Source organism: Rhodococcus sp. BP-349 (assembly GCF_019835845.1).
GTDB lineage: Bacteria > Actinomycetota > Actinomycetes > Mycobacteriales > Mycobacteriaceae > Rhodococcoides.
This window is the reverse complement of sequence record NZ_JABUDR010000001.1, coordinates 296482-309333: the sequence shown is the minus strand read 5'-3', so window position 1 is coordinate 309333 and position 12852 is coordinate 296482. Positions and strand designations below refer to the sequence as shown.

General features: G+C 68.0%; 16 protein-coding genes. 6 read left to right on the top strand and 10 right to left on the bottom strand.

Features of this window, described 5'->3' with window-relative positions:
• The first annotated feature begins 9 nt into the window (after positions 1-9).
• On the top strand, positions 10-951 hold the full coding sequence (gene speB, locus HQ325_RS01475) for an agmatinase (RefSeq protein WP_027506493.1): 942 nt from the start codon (positions 10-12) through the stop codon (positions 949-951).
• Here the strand turns inward: speB and HQ325_RS01470 are convergent.
• On the bottom strand, positions 915-1568 hold the full coding sequence (locus HQ325_RS01470; RefSeq protein ID WP_051613522.1) for a DedA family protein: 654 nt from the start codon (positions 1566-1568) through the stop codon (positions 915-917). The genes speB and HQ325_RS01470 overlap by 37 nt on opposite strands.
• 42 nt (positions 1569-1610) lie before the next feature.
• Between HQ325_RS01470 and HQ325_RS01465 the strand changes: the two genes are divergently transcribed.
• Both HQ325_RS01465 and HQ325_RS01460 read left to right on the top strand, forming a co-directional pair.
• Positions 1611-2069, top strand: coding sequence for a hypothetical protein (locus HQ325_RS01465; RefSeq protein ID WP_222626407.1), 459 nt, complete (start codon positions 1611-1613; stop codon positions 2067-2069).
• 202 nt (positions 2070-2271) lie between these two features.
• Positions 2272-3084, top strand: coding sequence for a GAF and ANTAR domain-containing protein (locus HQ325_RS01460; protein WP_308014211.1), 813 nt, complete (start codon positions 2272-2274; stop codon positions 3082-3084).
• Here HQ325_RS01460 and HQ325_RS01455 read toward each other — a convergent pair whose 3' ends face one another.
• Positions 3085-3831: a 3-hydroxybutyrate dehydrogenase gene (locus HQ325_RS01455; RefSeq protein ID WP_222626406.1), complete on the bottom strand. Its 747-nt coding sequence runs from the start codon at positions 3829-3831 to the stop codon at positions 3085-3087.
• An 81-nt stretch (positions 3832-3912) separates the two neighbouring features.
• Between HQ325_RS01455 and HQ325_RS01450 the strand changes: the two genes are divergently transcribed.
• Genes HQ325_RS01450 through HQ325_RS01440 form a run of 3 tightly spaced genes read left to right on the top strand, consistent with a single transcriptional unit; the run spans position 3913 to position 5149 of the window.
• Entirely contained in the window at positions 3913-4428 is a 516-nt protein-coding gene (locus HQ325_RS01450; protein ID WP_222626405.1) for a polyketide cyclase, read from the top strand.
• Positions 4425-4976, top strand: a complete 552-nt coding sequence (locus HQ325_RS01445; RefSeq protein ID WP_222626404.1) for a DUF2231 domain-containing protein — start codon at positions 4425-4427, stop codon at positions 4974-4976. The genes HQ325_RS01450 and HQ325_RS01445 overlap by 4 nt, the downstream gene beginning before the upstream one ends.
• Positions 4973-5149, top strand: a complete 177-nt coding sequence (locus HQ325_RS01440) for a hypothetical protein (RefSeq protein ID WP_222626403.1) — start codon at positions 4973-4975, stop codon at positions 5147-5149. The genes HQ325_RS01445 and HQ325_RS01440 overlap by 4 nt, the downstream gene beginning before the upstream one ends.
• On the opposite strand, the gene HQ325_RS01435 is transcribed toward HQ325_RS01440, so the two are convergent.
• From HQ325_RS01435 to HQ325_RS01400, 8 genes are all read right to left on the bottom strand, one after another.
• The gene (locus HQ325_RS01435) at positions 5130-6017 is read right to left on the bottom strand and encodes a polysaccharide deacetylase family protein (protein ID WP_222626402.1); all 888 of its coding nucleotides are present in this window, start codon (positions 6015-6017) and stop codon (positions 5130-5132) included. The two genes, HQ325_RS01440 and HQ325_RS01435, sit on opposite strands and share 20 nt — an antisense overlap.
• Positions 6017-6586, bottom strand: a complete 570-nt coding sequence (locus HQ325_RS01430) for a hypothetical protein (RefSeq protein WP_222626401.1) — start codon at positions 6584-6586, stop codon at positions 6017-6019. Before HQ325_RS01430 ends, HQ325_RS01435 begins: the two co-directional genes overlap by 1 nt.
• Positions 6587-6621: 35 nt before the next feature.
• Complete coding sequence (locus HQ325_RS01425) at positions 6622-7749, bottom strand: TDT family transporter (protein ID WP_222626400.1); 1128 nt, start codon at positions 7747-7749, stop codon at positions 6622-6624.
• A 75-nt stretch (positions 7750-7824) separates the two neighbouring features.
• Entirely contained in the window at positions 7825-8718 is an 894-nt protein-coding gene (locus HQ325_RS01420) for a LysR family transcriptional regulator (protein ID WP_222626399.1), read from the bottom strand.
• A 138-nt stretch (positions 8719-8856) separates the two neighbouring features.
• A complete protein-coding gene (locus HQ325_RS01415) occupies positions 8857-9141 on the bottom strand; it encodes a hypothetical protein (protein WP_222626398.1) in 285 nt (94 codons plus the stop codon).
• Positions 9142-9239: 98 nt separating this feature from the next.
• The gene (locus tag HQ325_RS01410; RefSeq protein WP_222626397.1) at positions 9240-10772 is read right to left on the bottom strand and encodes an AMP-binding protein; all 1533 of its coding nucleotides are present in this window, start codon (positions 10770-10772) and stop codon (positions 9240-9242) included.
• Between the two features lies 1 nt (position 10773).
• Entirely contained in the window at positions 10774-11901 is a 1128-nt protein-coding gene (locus HQ325_RS01405) for a DUF5938 domain-containing protein (RefSeq protein ID WP_056443486.1), read from the bottom strand.
• A 57-nt stretch (positions 11902-11958) separates the two neighbouring features.
• Positions 11959-12762, bottom strand: coding sequence for an SDR family NAD(P)-dependent oxidoreductase (locus HQ325_RS01400; protein ID WP_042574244.1), 804 nt, complete (start codon positions 12760-12762; stop codon positions 11959-11961).
• Positions 12763-12852: the final 90 nt, after the last annotated feature.

The window sequence follows — 12852 nt, the reverse complement described above, 5'->3', positions numbered from 1 at the left end:
TCACTGCTCATGACCGACATCAGGGGACCTCTGGACGGATCGCGGTACCCGCGGTACATGGAACCGTCGACCTTCGCGCGGCTGCCACGGCTCGACGAGGTATCCCGTGCGGACGTGAGCATCGTCGGAGTGCCTTTCGACTCGGGCGTGAGCTACCGGCCGGGCGCGCGCTTCGGTCCCGGCCACATCCGCGCGTCGTCCAAGCTGCTCCGGCCGTACAACCCTGCGCTGGACGTGTCGCCGTTCGCGCACCGCCAGGTGGCCGACGCCGGCGACATCGCGGTCAATCCGTTCGACATCGCCGAAGCCCTGACGACCGTCGAGCACGCGATCACCGATCTGCGCAAGGACGGCAGCACGGTCCTCACTCTCGGTGGCGACCACACCATCGCGCTGCCGATCCTGCGCGCGCTGCACCGCGACCACGGTCCGATCGCCGTGCTGCACTTCGACGCCCACCTCGACACGTGGGACACGTACTTCGGTGCACCTTTCACGCACGGAACGCCGTTCCGACGGGCGAGCGAGGAGGGGTTGATCGACCTGGAGCGGTCGCAGCACATCGGGATCCGCGGTCCGCTGTACGGCAAGAAGGACCTCGAGGACGACGCTGTCCTGGGGTTCCAGATCATCCGGTCCGACGACTACGAGACGGACGGGGTGGCCTCGATCGTCGAGCGGATGCGCCGCCGTCTCGACACGGGCCCGGTGTACGTCTCGGTGGACATCGACGTTCTCGACCCGGCCCACGCCCCGGGTACCGGCACACCCGAGGCGGGCGGCATGACGTCGCGGGAACTGCTGAACACCCTGCGCGGGTTGGTGGGAGCGAACATCGTCGGTGCGGACATCGTGGAGGTCGCGCCCGCGTACGACCACGCGGAGATCACCGGAATCGCCGCGTCACACGTGGCCTACGAGCTGCTGTCGGTGCTCGCGCTGGGATCGTAGGCCCGCGCCGCGCCCTTCTCGGAGCGATGAGCCCGGACGCGCCACACGATCAGCGCGATCACCACCACCGCGACCACGATGATCGCCGCGTCCCGTCCCACCGTCTTCGCGACCTGTTCGTACGAGTTGCCGGCGACGAATCCGAGCACCACGAACCCCGTCCCCCAGACGAGCCCACCGAGTGCGTTGTACGCGAGGAACTTCGGGTACGGCATGCGCGACATTCCGGCCAACGCCGGCATCACCGCTCGGAAGAAGGCGACGAACCGGCCGAGGAAGACGGCCGTCCCGCCCTTGCGCGCCAACAGGTCCCGCGCCTTGTCCAGTTTGTCGCGACGCTTGTCCAGAATCTTCATGGCCAACAGTCGTGGGCCGAAGTGCTTGCCGATCTCGAAGCCCACCGAGTCACCCACCACGGCCGCGACGACCACGACCGCCGCCATCGCGACGACACTCACGTGGTCCTGACTCGCCGCGACGCCGCCGATGACCGCGGCCGTCTCTCCGGGAATCACGAAACCGACGAAGATCGCGTCCTCGAGGAACACCAGCAGGAAGACGATGAGGAACACCCAGATCGGTGCGATGTCCAGCAGGCGCTCCATCACGGAAGTCATACGACCATGATGGCCCCCACAACCAGTGAATGGAGGTCGGACGTGGCTCCACGCAATCCACACGCCATCGCGGACGGCATGACCGTGCGCAGTGTCACACGCCCGGATCGGGTCTTCCGGGTCAGCGGCGATCCCGGCGGGGATCGGGTCAACTTCGTGGCGCTGTCGCCGAGCACGCGCACCGTGGTGAACGGCAGCCCTCGCAACTACCGTCCCGAGACGCCGGCCGAGGAGTTCGAGCGACTCGCGGACGCCGGGCGCGACGACGTGATCGAGGACGTCCGTCAGACCGAGCCGGCCGACGACGAACCGGCGGGTGTGAGCGCCGTGGCGGACGAGCCGACCGACGACGATTCCGTCGCCGCACTGTGCGTACGCATGCAGGATGCCGTCGCGCGCGTCGCGGACGGCGAGTGCGACCCGGACGACGCCGCCGCGATCGTCAGCGCCGCGGCCGCGCTCAATGCCGCCGTGATCGAGGAGCACGCACGCCGTGGCTGAGCCCACCGCACACGAAGAACCCCACCGGTGCGCAGGCACACAGTGGGGGTCTCCGAGACATCGGCGGGCTTCTTCACTCGACGGCTCTGGCACTTCGTGATGTCCGGACAACACGAGTACCTGATGCTTGCGATACCCGCTGGCCACCCAACTCAACCGGAGTCGCTGCTGGTGTCCCCGCGTCGTGCGATGATTCTCAACCGTGGAGAGCAGGGACAGCGCCGTGGCGGCGACAGCGGACTCGGTACGCGCAGACGCGGCCGGGTCCACGTCGCGTGCGGCGGAATTGGTCACCGAGGTGGCCACCGGGTCGGTCGCTCCCCGTCGACTCGCCGCCATGCTCAGCGCGGTCGGCGGCAGCGTCCGCGACGACGATCATCTGGCGGTGCTGCTGAAGCGCACCGCGGAGATCGCACACGAGGCCGTCGACGGTGCGTCGAGCGTCGGTGTGAGCATCCTGTTCGGCGGCCTGACGTACACGGCCGTGCACACCGACGACCGCACGCTCGAGGTCGACCGCCATCAGTACGAGATCGGTGAGGGTCCGTGCCTCGAGGCCGCCCGGACCGGCGAGATCGTCCGCGTCGACGTCGATGCGGCGCAGCAGCGCTGGCCGGAGTTCGTACACGCTGCTCGCGAGGAAGGCGTGCGTTCGTTCCTCGCCGCGCCCCTGCACACCGCCGACATGAAGCTCGGATCGTTCAACCTGTACGGCACCGCCCCCGATGCGTTCGGGGCGATCGACGAGTCGATCCTCGAGCTGCTGACCTCCACCGTGTCCACCGCGATCGGCGACTACGCCCGGGTGCGGTCGGCCCGCGAGGTCGCGTCGGGCCTGCAGGACGCACTCGAGCACCGCGCCCCCATCGAGCAGGCCAAGGGCATCCTCATGGCGCTGCACGGCGTCGACAGCGACACCGCGTTCGGCATGTTGTCCACGGAATCTCAGCGTGCCAACCGCAAGCTTCGCGACATCGCCCGCGACTTCGTGGAGAGCGTCTCGCGGGGCGAGTGATCAGCTCGCGCTCCAGCCGCCGTCCATCGTGTAGGCGGCACCGGTGATCATCGACGCCTCGTCTCCGACGAGGAAGGACACCAGTGCGGCCACCTCCTCCGGCTCCACCATCCGTTTGATCGCGCTCTCGGTCAGCAGCACCTTCTCGAGCACCTCGGACTCGTCGATGCGGTGGACGCGCGCCTGATCGGCGATCTGCTTCTCCACGAGGGGTGTTCGCACGTAGCCGGGGTTGACGCAGTTGCTGCGGACGCCCCGCTCAGCGCCTTCGAGGGCGGTGACCTTCGACAGTCCCTCCAGGGCGTGCTTCGCCGTGACGTACGCCGACTTGTTGGCCGACGCCCGGATGCCGTGCACGGACGACATGTTGACGATGCGCCCGTACCCGGTCTCGTACATGTGCGGCAGAGCGGCACGCACCAGCAGGAACGGCGCCTCCACCATGAGTGTCAGGATGCGCCGGAACATCACCGGGTCGAAGTCCTCGATCGGCGACACGTGCTGGATTCCCGCGTTGTTCACCAGGATGTCGGTCTCGAGGGTGAGGTCCGTGAGCGCGTCGACGTCGGAGAGGTCCACCTGCCACGCCTCTCCCCCGATCTCGTGTGCCAGCGCCGTGGCGGCGTCACCGTCGAGGTCGGCGACGGTGACCCGAGCGCCGTTCGCCGCGAGAGCGCGGGCGATCGCGGCCCCGATTCCGCTGGCACCACCGGTGATGAGAGCCGATCGTCCTGTGAGGTCCGTCATGGTCACGAGTCTGTGCCCGTCGCGCTCCGTCTTCAATGACGACCTGCGCACCCGCTTCCTGCACAAGTGCAGACTGGACCCATGACCGACGAACGACTCGAGTTCCAGCGCGTGATGCCGTTGCCCGCGGCGGACGTCTTCGACGTGCTCTGCGATCCCGACGGCCACGTCGCCATCGACGGCTCGGGCATGTTGATGAGCGCGGACGGCGCACCCGTGACGTCCGCGGGAGACACCTTCGTCGTGCACATGGATCGCGAGGCACTCGGCGACCTCCCGATGGGTACCTACGACGTCGAGGTCACCATCGCGACCTTCGAGCGCGATCGGGACATCTCGTGGACGATCGTCGGCACGGTCCGACCGCCCATCGGCCACCGCTACGGGTACCGGCTCGCGCCGCACTCCTTCGAGGACGGCACGGAGGGCACCCTCGTCACGTCCTACTACGACTGGTCCGACATCCATCCCGACTGGCGGGAGCGTGACATCTTCCCCGTGGTGTCCGGATCGTCCCTGCGCGTGACCCTCGGCATTCTCGAGCGCACCGTGCGCCGCGGTTACCCTCGACCGCTGCGGGTATCCGACAGAGTATGAATCTCACACCGCTGTTCCACCCGCTCGAGAAGGCGACGTTCCTCGATCCGGTCAGCGACCCCATCGCCGGGAAGCTCCGATCCGCTCTCGAGGGGACGAAGATCGACGGTCTCCTCCGTGGCACCTTCGTCGGCCACCCGATGCATCCCATCATGGCCTACTCCTCGGTCGGATTGTGGACCAGCGCAGTCTTTCTCGATGTCACCGGTGGAGACTCCGCGGCAGCGCGGCGCCTCATCGGTGCCGGACTGGTGACCGCCCCGACGGCACTGGTGACGGGGTGGGCCACGTGGTCGACACTCAGCGCGGAACAGCGTCGAGTGGGTCTGATCCACGCGAGCACCAACGCCGTCGCGCTGGCACTCTTCACGGCGTCGTACCGCCGACGCGCGAAGGCAGCGGACGCGTCATCGTCGCCGGACACCACGTCGAAAGCGCTCGCACTCGCCGGATTCGCCGTCGCCGGGCTGGGCGGCGCTCTCGGCGGTCATCTCGGGTACAACATGGGGGCGGGAGTCGCGGCACGGGCACTCCCGGCGGGCGTGTGAGTACCGACGAGGTGTTCGCCCAGTTGCGAGCACGCGGTGTCACGGCCGAGGGTGCACGGCGCTTCGCAGACGGTAGTGCCGAGAACCTCGATCCGGAGGCCCTCGCGGCACTCACCGAGGCGAACCTGACCGAGGCGCAGCTGCACGACTACGTCATGCGGGCGGCGGAGTGACCGTCCGATAGTGCTCCGCGATGTCGCCGGCGGTGGTGAACCAGACACCGTCGGCATGCGACGTCAGGTGGTCCAGCGCGCGACGGAAGCGTCTGAGCCGGTGCGGTTGCCCGGTGAGGAACGTGTGGGTGGAGATGGCCAACACGCGCGGTGCGCGCCGCGACTGCTCCTTCAGCTCGTCGAACGAGTCGACGACGATGTGCTCGAAATCCTCCGCGGACCCGTGGTGATGGACGAACACCGGAAGGTCGTTGACCTCGTGCGGGTACGGAACACTCAGTAGAGGTCCACCGCGCGTGGCCATCCACACCGGCTGGTCGTCGATCGGCCAGTCGAGCGTGTACTCGAAGCCCTGCTCCGCCAACAGGTCCTCCGTCACCCGGCTCGGGTTCGCGCCGGGGCTCATCCAACCCCGAGCCGGCGATCCCTCGTGTGACTCGATCGCCCGTCGTACCGCCTCGATGGTGCGACGTTCCGCGTCCTCGTCCTGCTGGTTCGGCTGCTCGGCGTTGGTGCGGCCGTGGGCGACGACGTCCGCGCCGAGTGCGCGATACGCCGCCACCAGATCGGGAGCATGCTCGTAGATCTCGGCGTTGACGAGCAGAGTCGGGCGAATCCCGCTGTCGCGCAACGTGTCGGCCAATGCGAAGCCGCCCGCCCTGTTGCCGTACTCGCGCCAACCCCAGTTGTAGGTGTTCGGCTGGTCCATTCCCGGGGTCCATCCCAGCCCGGGAGCCCCGTCGTCGTACGGGAAGTGCTCGCAGTTGACGGCGACGTACACCGCGAGGGATGCGCCGCCCGGCCACGAGAACGGTTGACGGGACGTGATGGGCGAATACGGGAATCGGCCGTGCGAGGGCAGTGCCATCACTCGCCCCGACTCGTACGGATCGCGGCGCGGAGGCCGTCGAGATAGGGCTCCATATCGGTCTCCGACGTCAGCGCCACCGCCTCGACAGGGTGGCGCCGCGCCTCGATCACCACACCGTGGTCGCCCACCGTCGCCGACGCCCACCACCGTTCCTGCCCGCCGTGCACCTCGAAGTCGGTGTCCGCGCCGTCCACCGGCACGACGACGCGACGCGCCTCCGTCGCCGCGATGGCGCCGCGTCGCCGCTTGTACTCGGGCGACATCGGCGTCAGACCGATCGCCGACAGCATCGCCTTCAGCGCCGTGCGGTGTGCGTCCTTCGTGGTGGTGGTGACCTCGACGAAAGGACCGTCGATGCCGTCGCCGTCCCAGTCGACCTCACCGTGCCGCAGTGTCACGTTGGTCAGCACGTCGTTCTCCCGTTTCCACGGACCCATCACGCGCGCCCCGCTCCAACCCGCCACCGTGTAGGTGGGAAAGGTGGTGGACTCGGCGCGGATCTGATCCTCGATCGCGCGTTGCTGGGTCCAGAACTCGTCGGACGTGAGGTGGCCGGTGATCTCCATGCCTCCAGTGTGCCCACTTCGCCGTCGTGCGACTCTCACGCCGGAAGAAACACCCGGCCGCGATACGCCTCGCGCACCGTCCTCGTCGCCACCGTCGTCCATGCCGCCACCAGCACGGCGAACAGCACGACCGCCAGTGCCTCGACGACGGACGACTCCAGCGCGCGCCCCAACGCCGCCGCACCGGTCACGCACGTTCCGACGGGGAAGGTGAACGACCACCATGCCAACGAGTAGCGCAGTCCTCGGCGCGCCGCGTGCACGGTCAGCGCCGTGGCCAGGGCGAACATCATCGCTCCGAAGCCGCCCATCACCATTCCGAAGAGGATTCCCGCCGCACGCAGGACCACCGCCACCTCGCTCCGGTCACCGGTGAACACCATCGCCGCATCGGCACCCAGGAGGTTGGCCGCGGTGACGGACTGGCCGATGACGCCGAGAGTGATCCATATCGTCGGTGCAGCCTGGACCGGGAGGACGTCGCCGTGCAGCAATCGGCCGAGAACCGCGGTCGTCACCATCAGCCCGGTCACGAGTGCCAATCCGAACAGCGCGTAGCAGCCGACGAGCATCGCGAGCCGCCACTGCCCGTCGGCGATGTGCGGGAGGAGAAGTGCACCGGTGGATGCCGAGACCATCGGCGGCACCACGGGCATCAGCCATGCCGGGAGCGCGACCGTGTCGGCGCTGCGGCGGCGGGTGATCATCACGTACGGGACGACGACGCTGGTCGCGAGCCCCAGCGCGGTACCCACCGTCCAGAGGACGACGAAGATCGAGGTGGCCAGGCTCTGCCCGAGGATGTCTACGCCGACGAGACTCGCACCGGCACCGACGGTGAGCAGAGCCATGGGTGGCGCTCCGTAGAACTGCATCATCACGGGGTGGGCCGTGTACGCCAGCGCGACGCTGCGGTGCGCGACCCAGTGCGCGGCGAACACGGTCGACACGACGACGAGCACGGCCGAGGCGAGCAGCCACATGACGACGGCTGCCACGTGGAGCACGACATTCTGCACGGGCAGCGTTGCTGCGGCAGTGGCGACGATTCCGGTCCCCATCACCGATGCGAACCAGTTCGGCGTGATGTGCTCGATCACGCTGCCGGGCGAGTCCAGGTCGCGGAGCATCCCATGCGGTGTGGCGGTCCGGAAAGTCGTCATGCCTTCACGGTGCGCCGGGACGGCGAGAGTCTGTAGTGGTCGGGCTATTGTCACCCCACAACTGCTGGTTGTGGGCTACCGCCGAGCAGCGGCGATGTCGACGAAGTCGCGACGGGAACCGCGCAACGCCGACGACAGGCTCCAGACCGCGCGCAGTTCCCGTGTCATCGCCAGACCGGGGATGACGATGCGCACCAACGCGCCGCTCCGCAGCTCCCCTTGCACCGCGAGGGACGACACCACTGCCGGCGCATTCGCCGATATGGCAGCCGACGTGACAGCGGTGACGGAGTTGAGCTCGATGAGCGGCGGAACCGTCGGGCGGACGGCGCTCTCGTACGTGGTGCGGGTTCCCGACCCCGGCTCGCGCTGCACCAGAGCCGTCGACTGCAGCAGCTCCACCGAGGCCTCGCGGCTCGTCGCCCAAGGGTGGGTCGGTCCGGTGACGATGACCAACTCGTCGTGCGCGACGACGGCGACCCCAAGCCCGGCCGGCACGTCGGGCCCTTCGACGAAGCCGATGTCCGCGCGCCCGTCCAGCACCTGCTCGGCGACCTCCGCCGAGTTCATCAGTCGCATCTGCACCTGGACGTCGGGCGACTTCCTGCGCATCGAGAGCATCCACGCGGGAACCAGGTGCTCGGCGATGGTCATGCTGGCGGCGATGGTCAGCGTCGCATTGCCCTCGTGCAGAAGCGATGTCACTCCGGTCGCGAACTTCTCGGCCGAGTCGAGGATGCCGCCCGCCCACTCCATCACCGCGACGCCCTCGGGGGTCAGGGCGACACCGCTCGCCCCGCGATCGAAGATGCGGACACCGATGTCCCGCTCCGCCGCACGCACACGTGCGCTGACCGCCTGCTGACTCAACCCGTGTTCCCGGCCGGCCGCCGTCATGCTTCCCAACCGGGCAACGGACACCATCACGTCGAGGGCTCCGAGATCCGGGACTCGCGGCGACAGTGGCATCTGCCCACCGTAGTGACTGGGCCGGTGGTTTCGGGCCCTGGCTGGACGTACTGTGAGGTCCGTCGACGGTGGACCCGGCCTTCCGCCCTGTACAGAGGTCGAGCTGCGCGGCGCTTCCTCAGTAGAGTTCGCCGGCGATCAGCTCCCGAAAAGATCCGTACGCATTCCGACGAGCTGATAGCCGGGGTACGCGAGATTCATGGCGCAGTCGACCAGGATGATGTCGCCCCGCTCGCGATACCGTTCCGCCGTGTTCTGGCAGTTCTCGCTCGCCGGAATGACGAGCACGCCGAACGATTGCCAGTAGATGGGCCCCTGAGCGGGTGCCGCCGACGCCGTTGCCCCGCCCGACAGGGCGATGGCGACTGCTCCGGCGCCGGCGGCCGTGGCGCCGACGAGTGCGCGGGTGATTCGACGAGACATGATGGACCTCCTGGCCGTACGTACCGATCGGTCTGTTCACGATAGGCCCGGCCTTCCGCCGTGTCCAGAGGTCGAGTTGGCGCTCACGTGACCACGCATCACGTCGTCATGGTCGCCCTGACCTCGTTCTTGAGGATCTTTCCCACCTTCGAGCGCGGCAGGACGTCCCAGATCTCGATCTCCTTGGGCGCCTTCACACTGCCGATGCGGGACTTGACGAACGCGATGATCTCGCTCACCTCGGCGTCCTGACCCGAGCGCAGTTCGACCGCGGCCACCACCCGTTCTCCCCATTTCTCGTCGGGAAGTCCCACCACGGCCGACTCCTTGACCGCAGGATGCGCGAGCAGTGCCTGCTCCACCTCGGCCGAGTAGACGTTGAATCCGCCCGTGATGATCATGTCCTTGGCACGGTCGACGACGAAGAGGAACCCCTCGTCGTCGAGGTACCCGATGTCGCCCGTGTGGTGCCAACCGTGAGCGCCCACCTCTGCCGTCGCCACCGGATTCTCGTGATAGCCGTCCATGACCAGGGGACCGCGCACGACGATCTCGCCACGCTCACCGGTGCCGACGAGGTCGCCCTTCTCGGTCATGATCGCGACCGTGGTCAAGGGTGTCGGACGACCGGCCGAGGTGAGCCGTTCCGTCGCCACCGTGCCGTCCGGACGAAAGTGGTCCGCCGGCGCCAGGGTGGCGATCATGTTGGGCGCCTCGGTCTGTCCGAACAGCTGCCCCAGCACCGGCCCGATGCGCGTGAGCGCTTCCTCGAGCCGCGTCGGCGACATCGGGGCCGCCCCGTACCAGAGGCAGCGGAGAGACGACAGGTCCCGATGATCCAGATCCGGGTGGTCGAGCACGCCGTAGATCACCGTCGGAGGCAGGAACGCGTGGGTGATGCGGTGCCGTTCGATCAGCGCCAGGAACTCCCCGATGTCGGGGGCCGCCATGATGACCACCTCGCCGCCGAGACTCAGGATCGGGAACGTCAGCACACCGGCGGAGTGTGTGAGCGGCGCCAGCGCGAGATACCGCGGACGCACACCGAAGGGATAGCTCATCAGCGCGAGCGCCGTCGAGGTCATCATGTTGTCCTCGGTCAGCCGCACCCCTTTCGGCTTTCCCGTGGTGCCGCCCGTTCCCGCCAGCATCGCGAGCCCCCGCGGCGGCCGCCTGCCCACGTCGAGCTCGCCGCGGTGTTCGGCGAGCCACGACTCGAACGGGATCGACCACTCCGTGTCACCGTCGAGGCAGACCAGTCGGACGAGGTGCGGCAGATCGCCTCGGATCCGGTCGATCAGATCGGTGAATCGGCTCTGGAAGAACAGAGTTCGGCATCCGAAGAGATCGAACAGCTGGCGGTTCTCGTCGGCCTCGTTCCGCGGATTCACCGGGCACCACACCGCGCCGGCGCGCGAGATGCCGAACACGCACGTCAGCGCCAGCGGGTCGTTACCGGACAGGACGGCGACGCGATCGCCGGCCTCGACACCGTCGTGTTGCAGCGCCGCGGCGATCTCGACCGACCGGTCGTACACCTCACCGTAGGTGGAGGTGTCACCCCCGGCCGTGAGGCACGGTGCCCCACGGCCGAGCGAGACGCCCTTGTCCAGGTAGTCGGAGAGTCGCATCTCAGCGGTGCACGGAGACGATCGGGTCCAGGACCAGACCGAACGCCCGCAGCGTGCCGAGCAACTCGCGATGACCGAACGCCTCACAGCTGGAGGCGAATCCGACCTTGCGCGGAGCTCCCTGCAGGAGTGCGGCAGCCCCGTGTGCGTTGAGCAGTGCGGTCTGCTTGTAGTTGCAGTTGCCGTGGATGACGCAGTGTGCGCGGCCGAGCGGACCCGATGCGTACACCGAGTCGAGGGAGGTGTTCAGGCGCGGGTTCTCCCTCGGCGGCATCTCGCTGCGGATCGCGGACGACTGCTCGTCGATGATGCGGTACTTCTCCTCGTCCGACTTGCCCTCCATCTGTTCGAGGGCGGCGGCCACCAACAGCGGAACCGCCTTCATCAGAGGCGGATTGAAGACACCGCCGAGAGCCTTCGCGGTGGTGACCCGGGGGTCGTTCTTGAACCACACCGGATGCGACGTGCCGCCCCACGGCAACGCCAGGCCGAGATCGTGCTGACCGGGAACGCTCACGGTGTAGAGCCCGGCGTCGGCGGGCCACTCGACGTACTCGTTCTCCTCCAGGTAGTACGCCTTGGAGAACGCGGCGTTGGTGAGGATGGTGTTGGTCGAGGCGACGGTGGGGTGTCCCTTCCAGAACACCTGGATGTCCAGGCTGTTCAGACCCGGGTTCTCCAGGCAGATGTTCGCGGCGATCTCACCGATGGAGTACATCTGCGCGAGGCCCGGCGTGAGAACCAGTCCCTGCGAGGCGAAATCGGCGCTGTACTGCGCCTCGGCGTCGATCATCCAGTTCTGCTCGCCGTTGGTGTCGGTGTAGTGCGCACCGATGGCCAGGCAGGCCTGCGCCACCTCGTGGCCGTAGCGGGCGAACGGCCCCACGGTGTTGAGCACCACGGTCGCGCCACGGAAGGCCTCGGTCAGCGCCTCCACGGTGTGCTCGACCTCGACGATCTCGTGCTCGACGGTGTCGATACCGGGGACGGCGCTCACGGCGTCCTTCAGTCGGGCGTGATCGCGGCCGGCGGCCAGGAAGGGAATGTTGTACTCGCGCAGGTACTCACAGATGAGTCGACCCGTGTAGCCGGACGCTCCGTAGACGACGACGCGCTTGTCAGTGGGCATGGTTGATCTCCTGGTTCGAAGTGGGGTGGTCGAGAGCCGTGCTGGTGGGGCGGCAGGTCACATGCCCATGCCGCCGTCGACGGGGAGCCCCGCGCCGGTGATGAACTTCGCGGCGTCGGACGACAGGAACACCACGGCGTCCGCCATGTCGTCGACCTGACCGAGTCGACCGAGGGGCGTCAGTTCCACGACGGTCTGCACTGCCGCCTCGACCGACGGGAACAGGCCGAGTTCCGCGGTGTCGACCGCGAGCTTGTTGCCCATCGCGGTCGGGGTCAGTGCCGGATAGATGCAGTTGACGCGCACGCCGTAGCCGAGCTTCCCGGATTCGGCGGCCGCGACCCGGGTCAGTCGGTCGATGCCCGATTTCGTAGCGGAGTAGAGGCTGATTCCGGGGAACGCGATGGTGGCGGCGACCGAGGCGATGTTGACCACCGATCCGCCCTTGCCTGCCTTGCCACCGGGGCGCATCGCGCGGAACGCGTGCTTCACGCCGAGTGCGGTGCCGATGACGTTGACCTGAAGCATCGCGGACGCCGCCTCGGCATCGAGATCGGCGATGAGGCTGGTGACCTCGATACCCGCGTTGTTGACGACGATATCGAGGCCGCCCAGTGCGCCGATGGTCGACTCGACCGCCGCCTCCCAGGCCGCGTCGTCCGTGACGTCGAGCTGGACGAACTCCGCTTTCGCCCCTGTGGCCCGCAGCGCCTCGACCGTCTCCTGACCACCCGCGGCATTGATGTCGGCGATGGCGACGGACGCTCCTGCCGCCGCGAGAGCCTGCGCCATTCCTGCGCCGAGGCCCTGCGCGCCGCCTGTGACCAGTGCCGTTCGTCCGGTCAGGTCGTAACTCGTCATGTCCGCTCTCCTTGTTCGAAGCGTTCTACGCGTGGATCACATCCGTTGTCCGATGTGATGCAGGCAACACTAGGGACCGGTCTTGACAGT

Bases quoted from the DNA above. Each gene is read 5' to 3' on its own strand.
- speB (WP_027506493.1), top strand. From the start codon at position 10: ATGACCGACATCAGGGGACCTCTGGACGGATCGCGGTACCCGCGGTAC.
- HQ325_RS01470 (WP_051613522.1), bottom strand. From the start codon at position 1,568: ATGACTTCCGTGATGGAGCGCCTGCTGGACATCGCACCGATCTGGGTG.
- HQ325_RS01455 (WP_222626406.1), bottom strand. From the start codon at position 3,831: ATGACGGACCTCACAGGACGATCGGCTCTCATCACCGGTGGTGCCAGC.
- HQ325_RS01450 (WP_222626405.1), top strand. From the start codon at position 3,913: ATGACCGACGAACGACTCGAGTTCCAGCGCGTGATGCCGTTGCCCGCG.
- HQ325_RS01445 (WP_222626404.1), top strand. From the start codon at position 4,425: ATGAATCTCACACCGCTGTTCCACCCGCTCGAGAAGGCGACGTTCCTC.
- HQ325_RS01435 (WP_222626402.1), bottom strand. From the start codon at position 6,017: ATGGCACTGCCCTCGCACGGCCGATTCCCGTATTCGCCCATCACGTCC.
- HQ325_RS01430 (WP_222626401.1), bottom strand. From the start codon at position 6,586: ATGGAGATCACCGGCCACCTCACGTCCGACGAGTTCTGGACCCAGCAA.
- HQ325_RS01425 (WP_222626400.1), bottom strand. From the start codon at position 7,749: ATGACGACTTTCCGGACCGCCACACCGCATGGGATGCTCCGCGACCTG.
- HQ325_RS01420 (WP_222626399.1), bottom strand. From the start codon at position 8,718: ATGCCACTGTCGCCGCGAGTCCCGGATCTCGGAGCCCTCGACGTGATG.
- HQ325_RS01415 (WP_222626398.1), bottom strand. From the start codon at position 9,141: ATGTCTCGTCGAATCACCCGCGCACTCGTCGGCGCCACGGCCGCCGGC.
- HQ325_RS01410 (WP_222626397.1), bottom strand. From the start codon at position 10,772: ATGCGACTCTCCGACTACCTGGACAAGGGCGTCTCGCTCGGCCGTGGG.
- HQ325_RS01405 (WP_056443486.1), bottom strand. From the start codon at position 11,901: ATGCCCACTGACAAGCGCGTCGTCGTCTACGGAGCGTCCGGCTACACG.
- HQ325_RS01400 (WP_042574244.1), bottom strand. From the start codon at position 12,762: ATGACGAGTTACGACCTGACCGGACGAACGGCACTGGTCACAGGCGGC.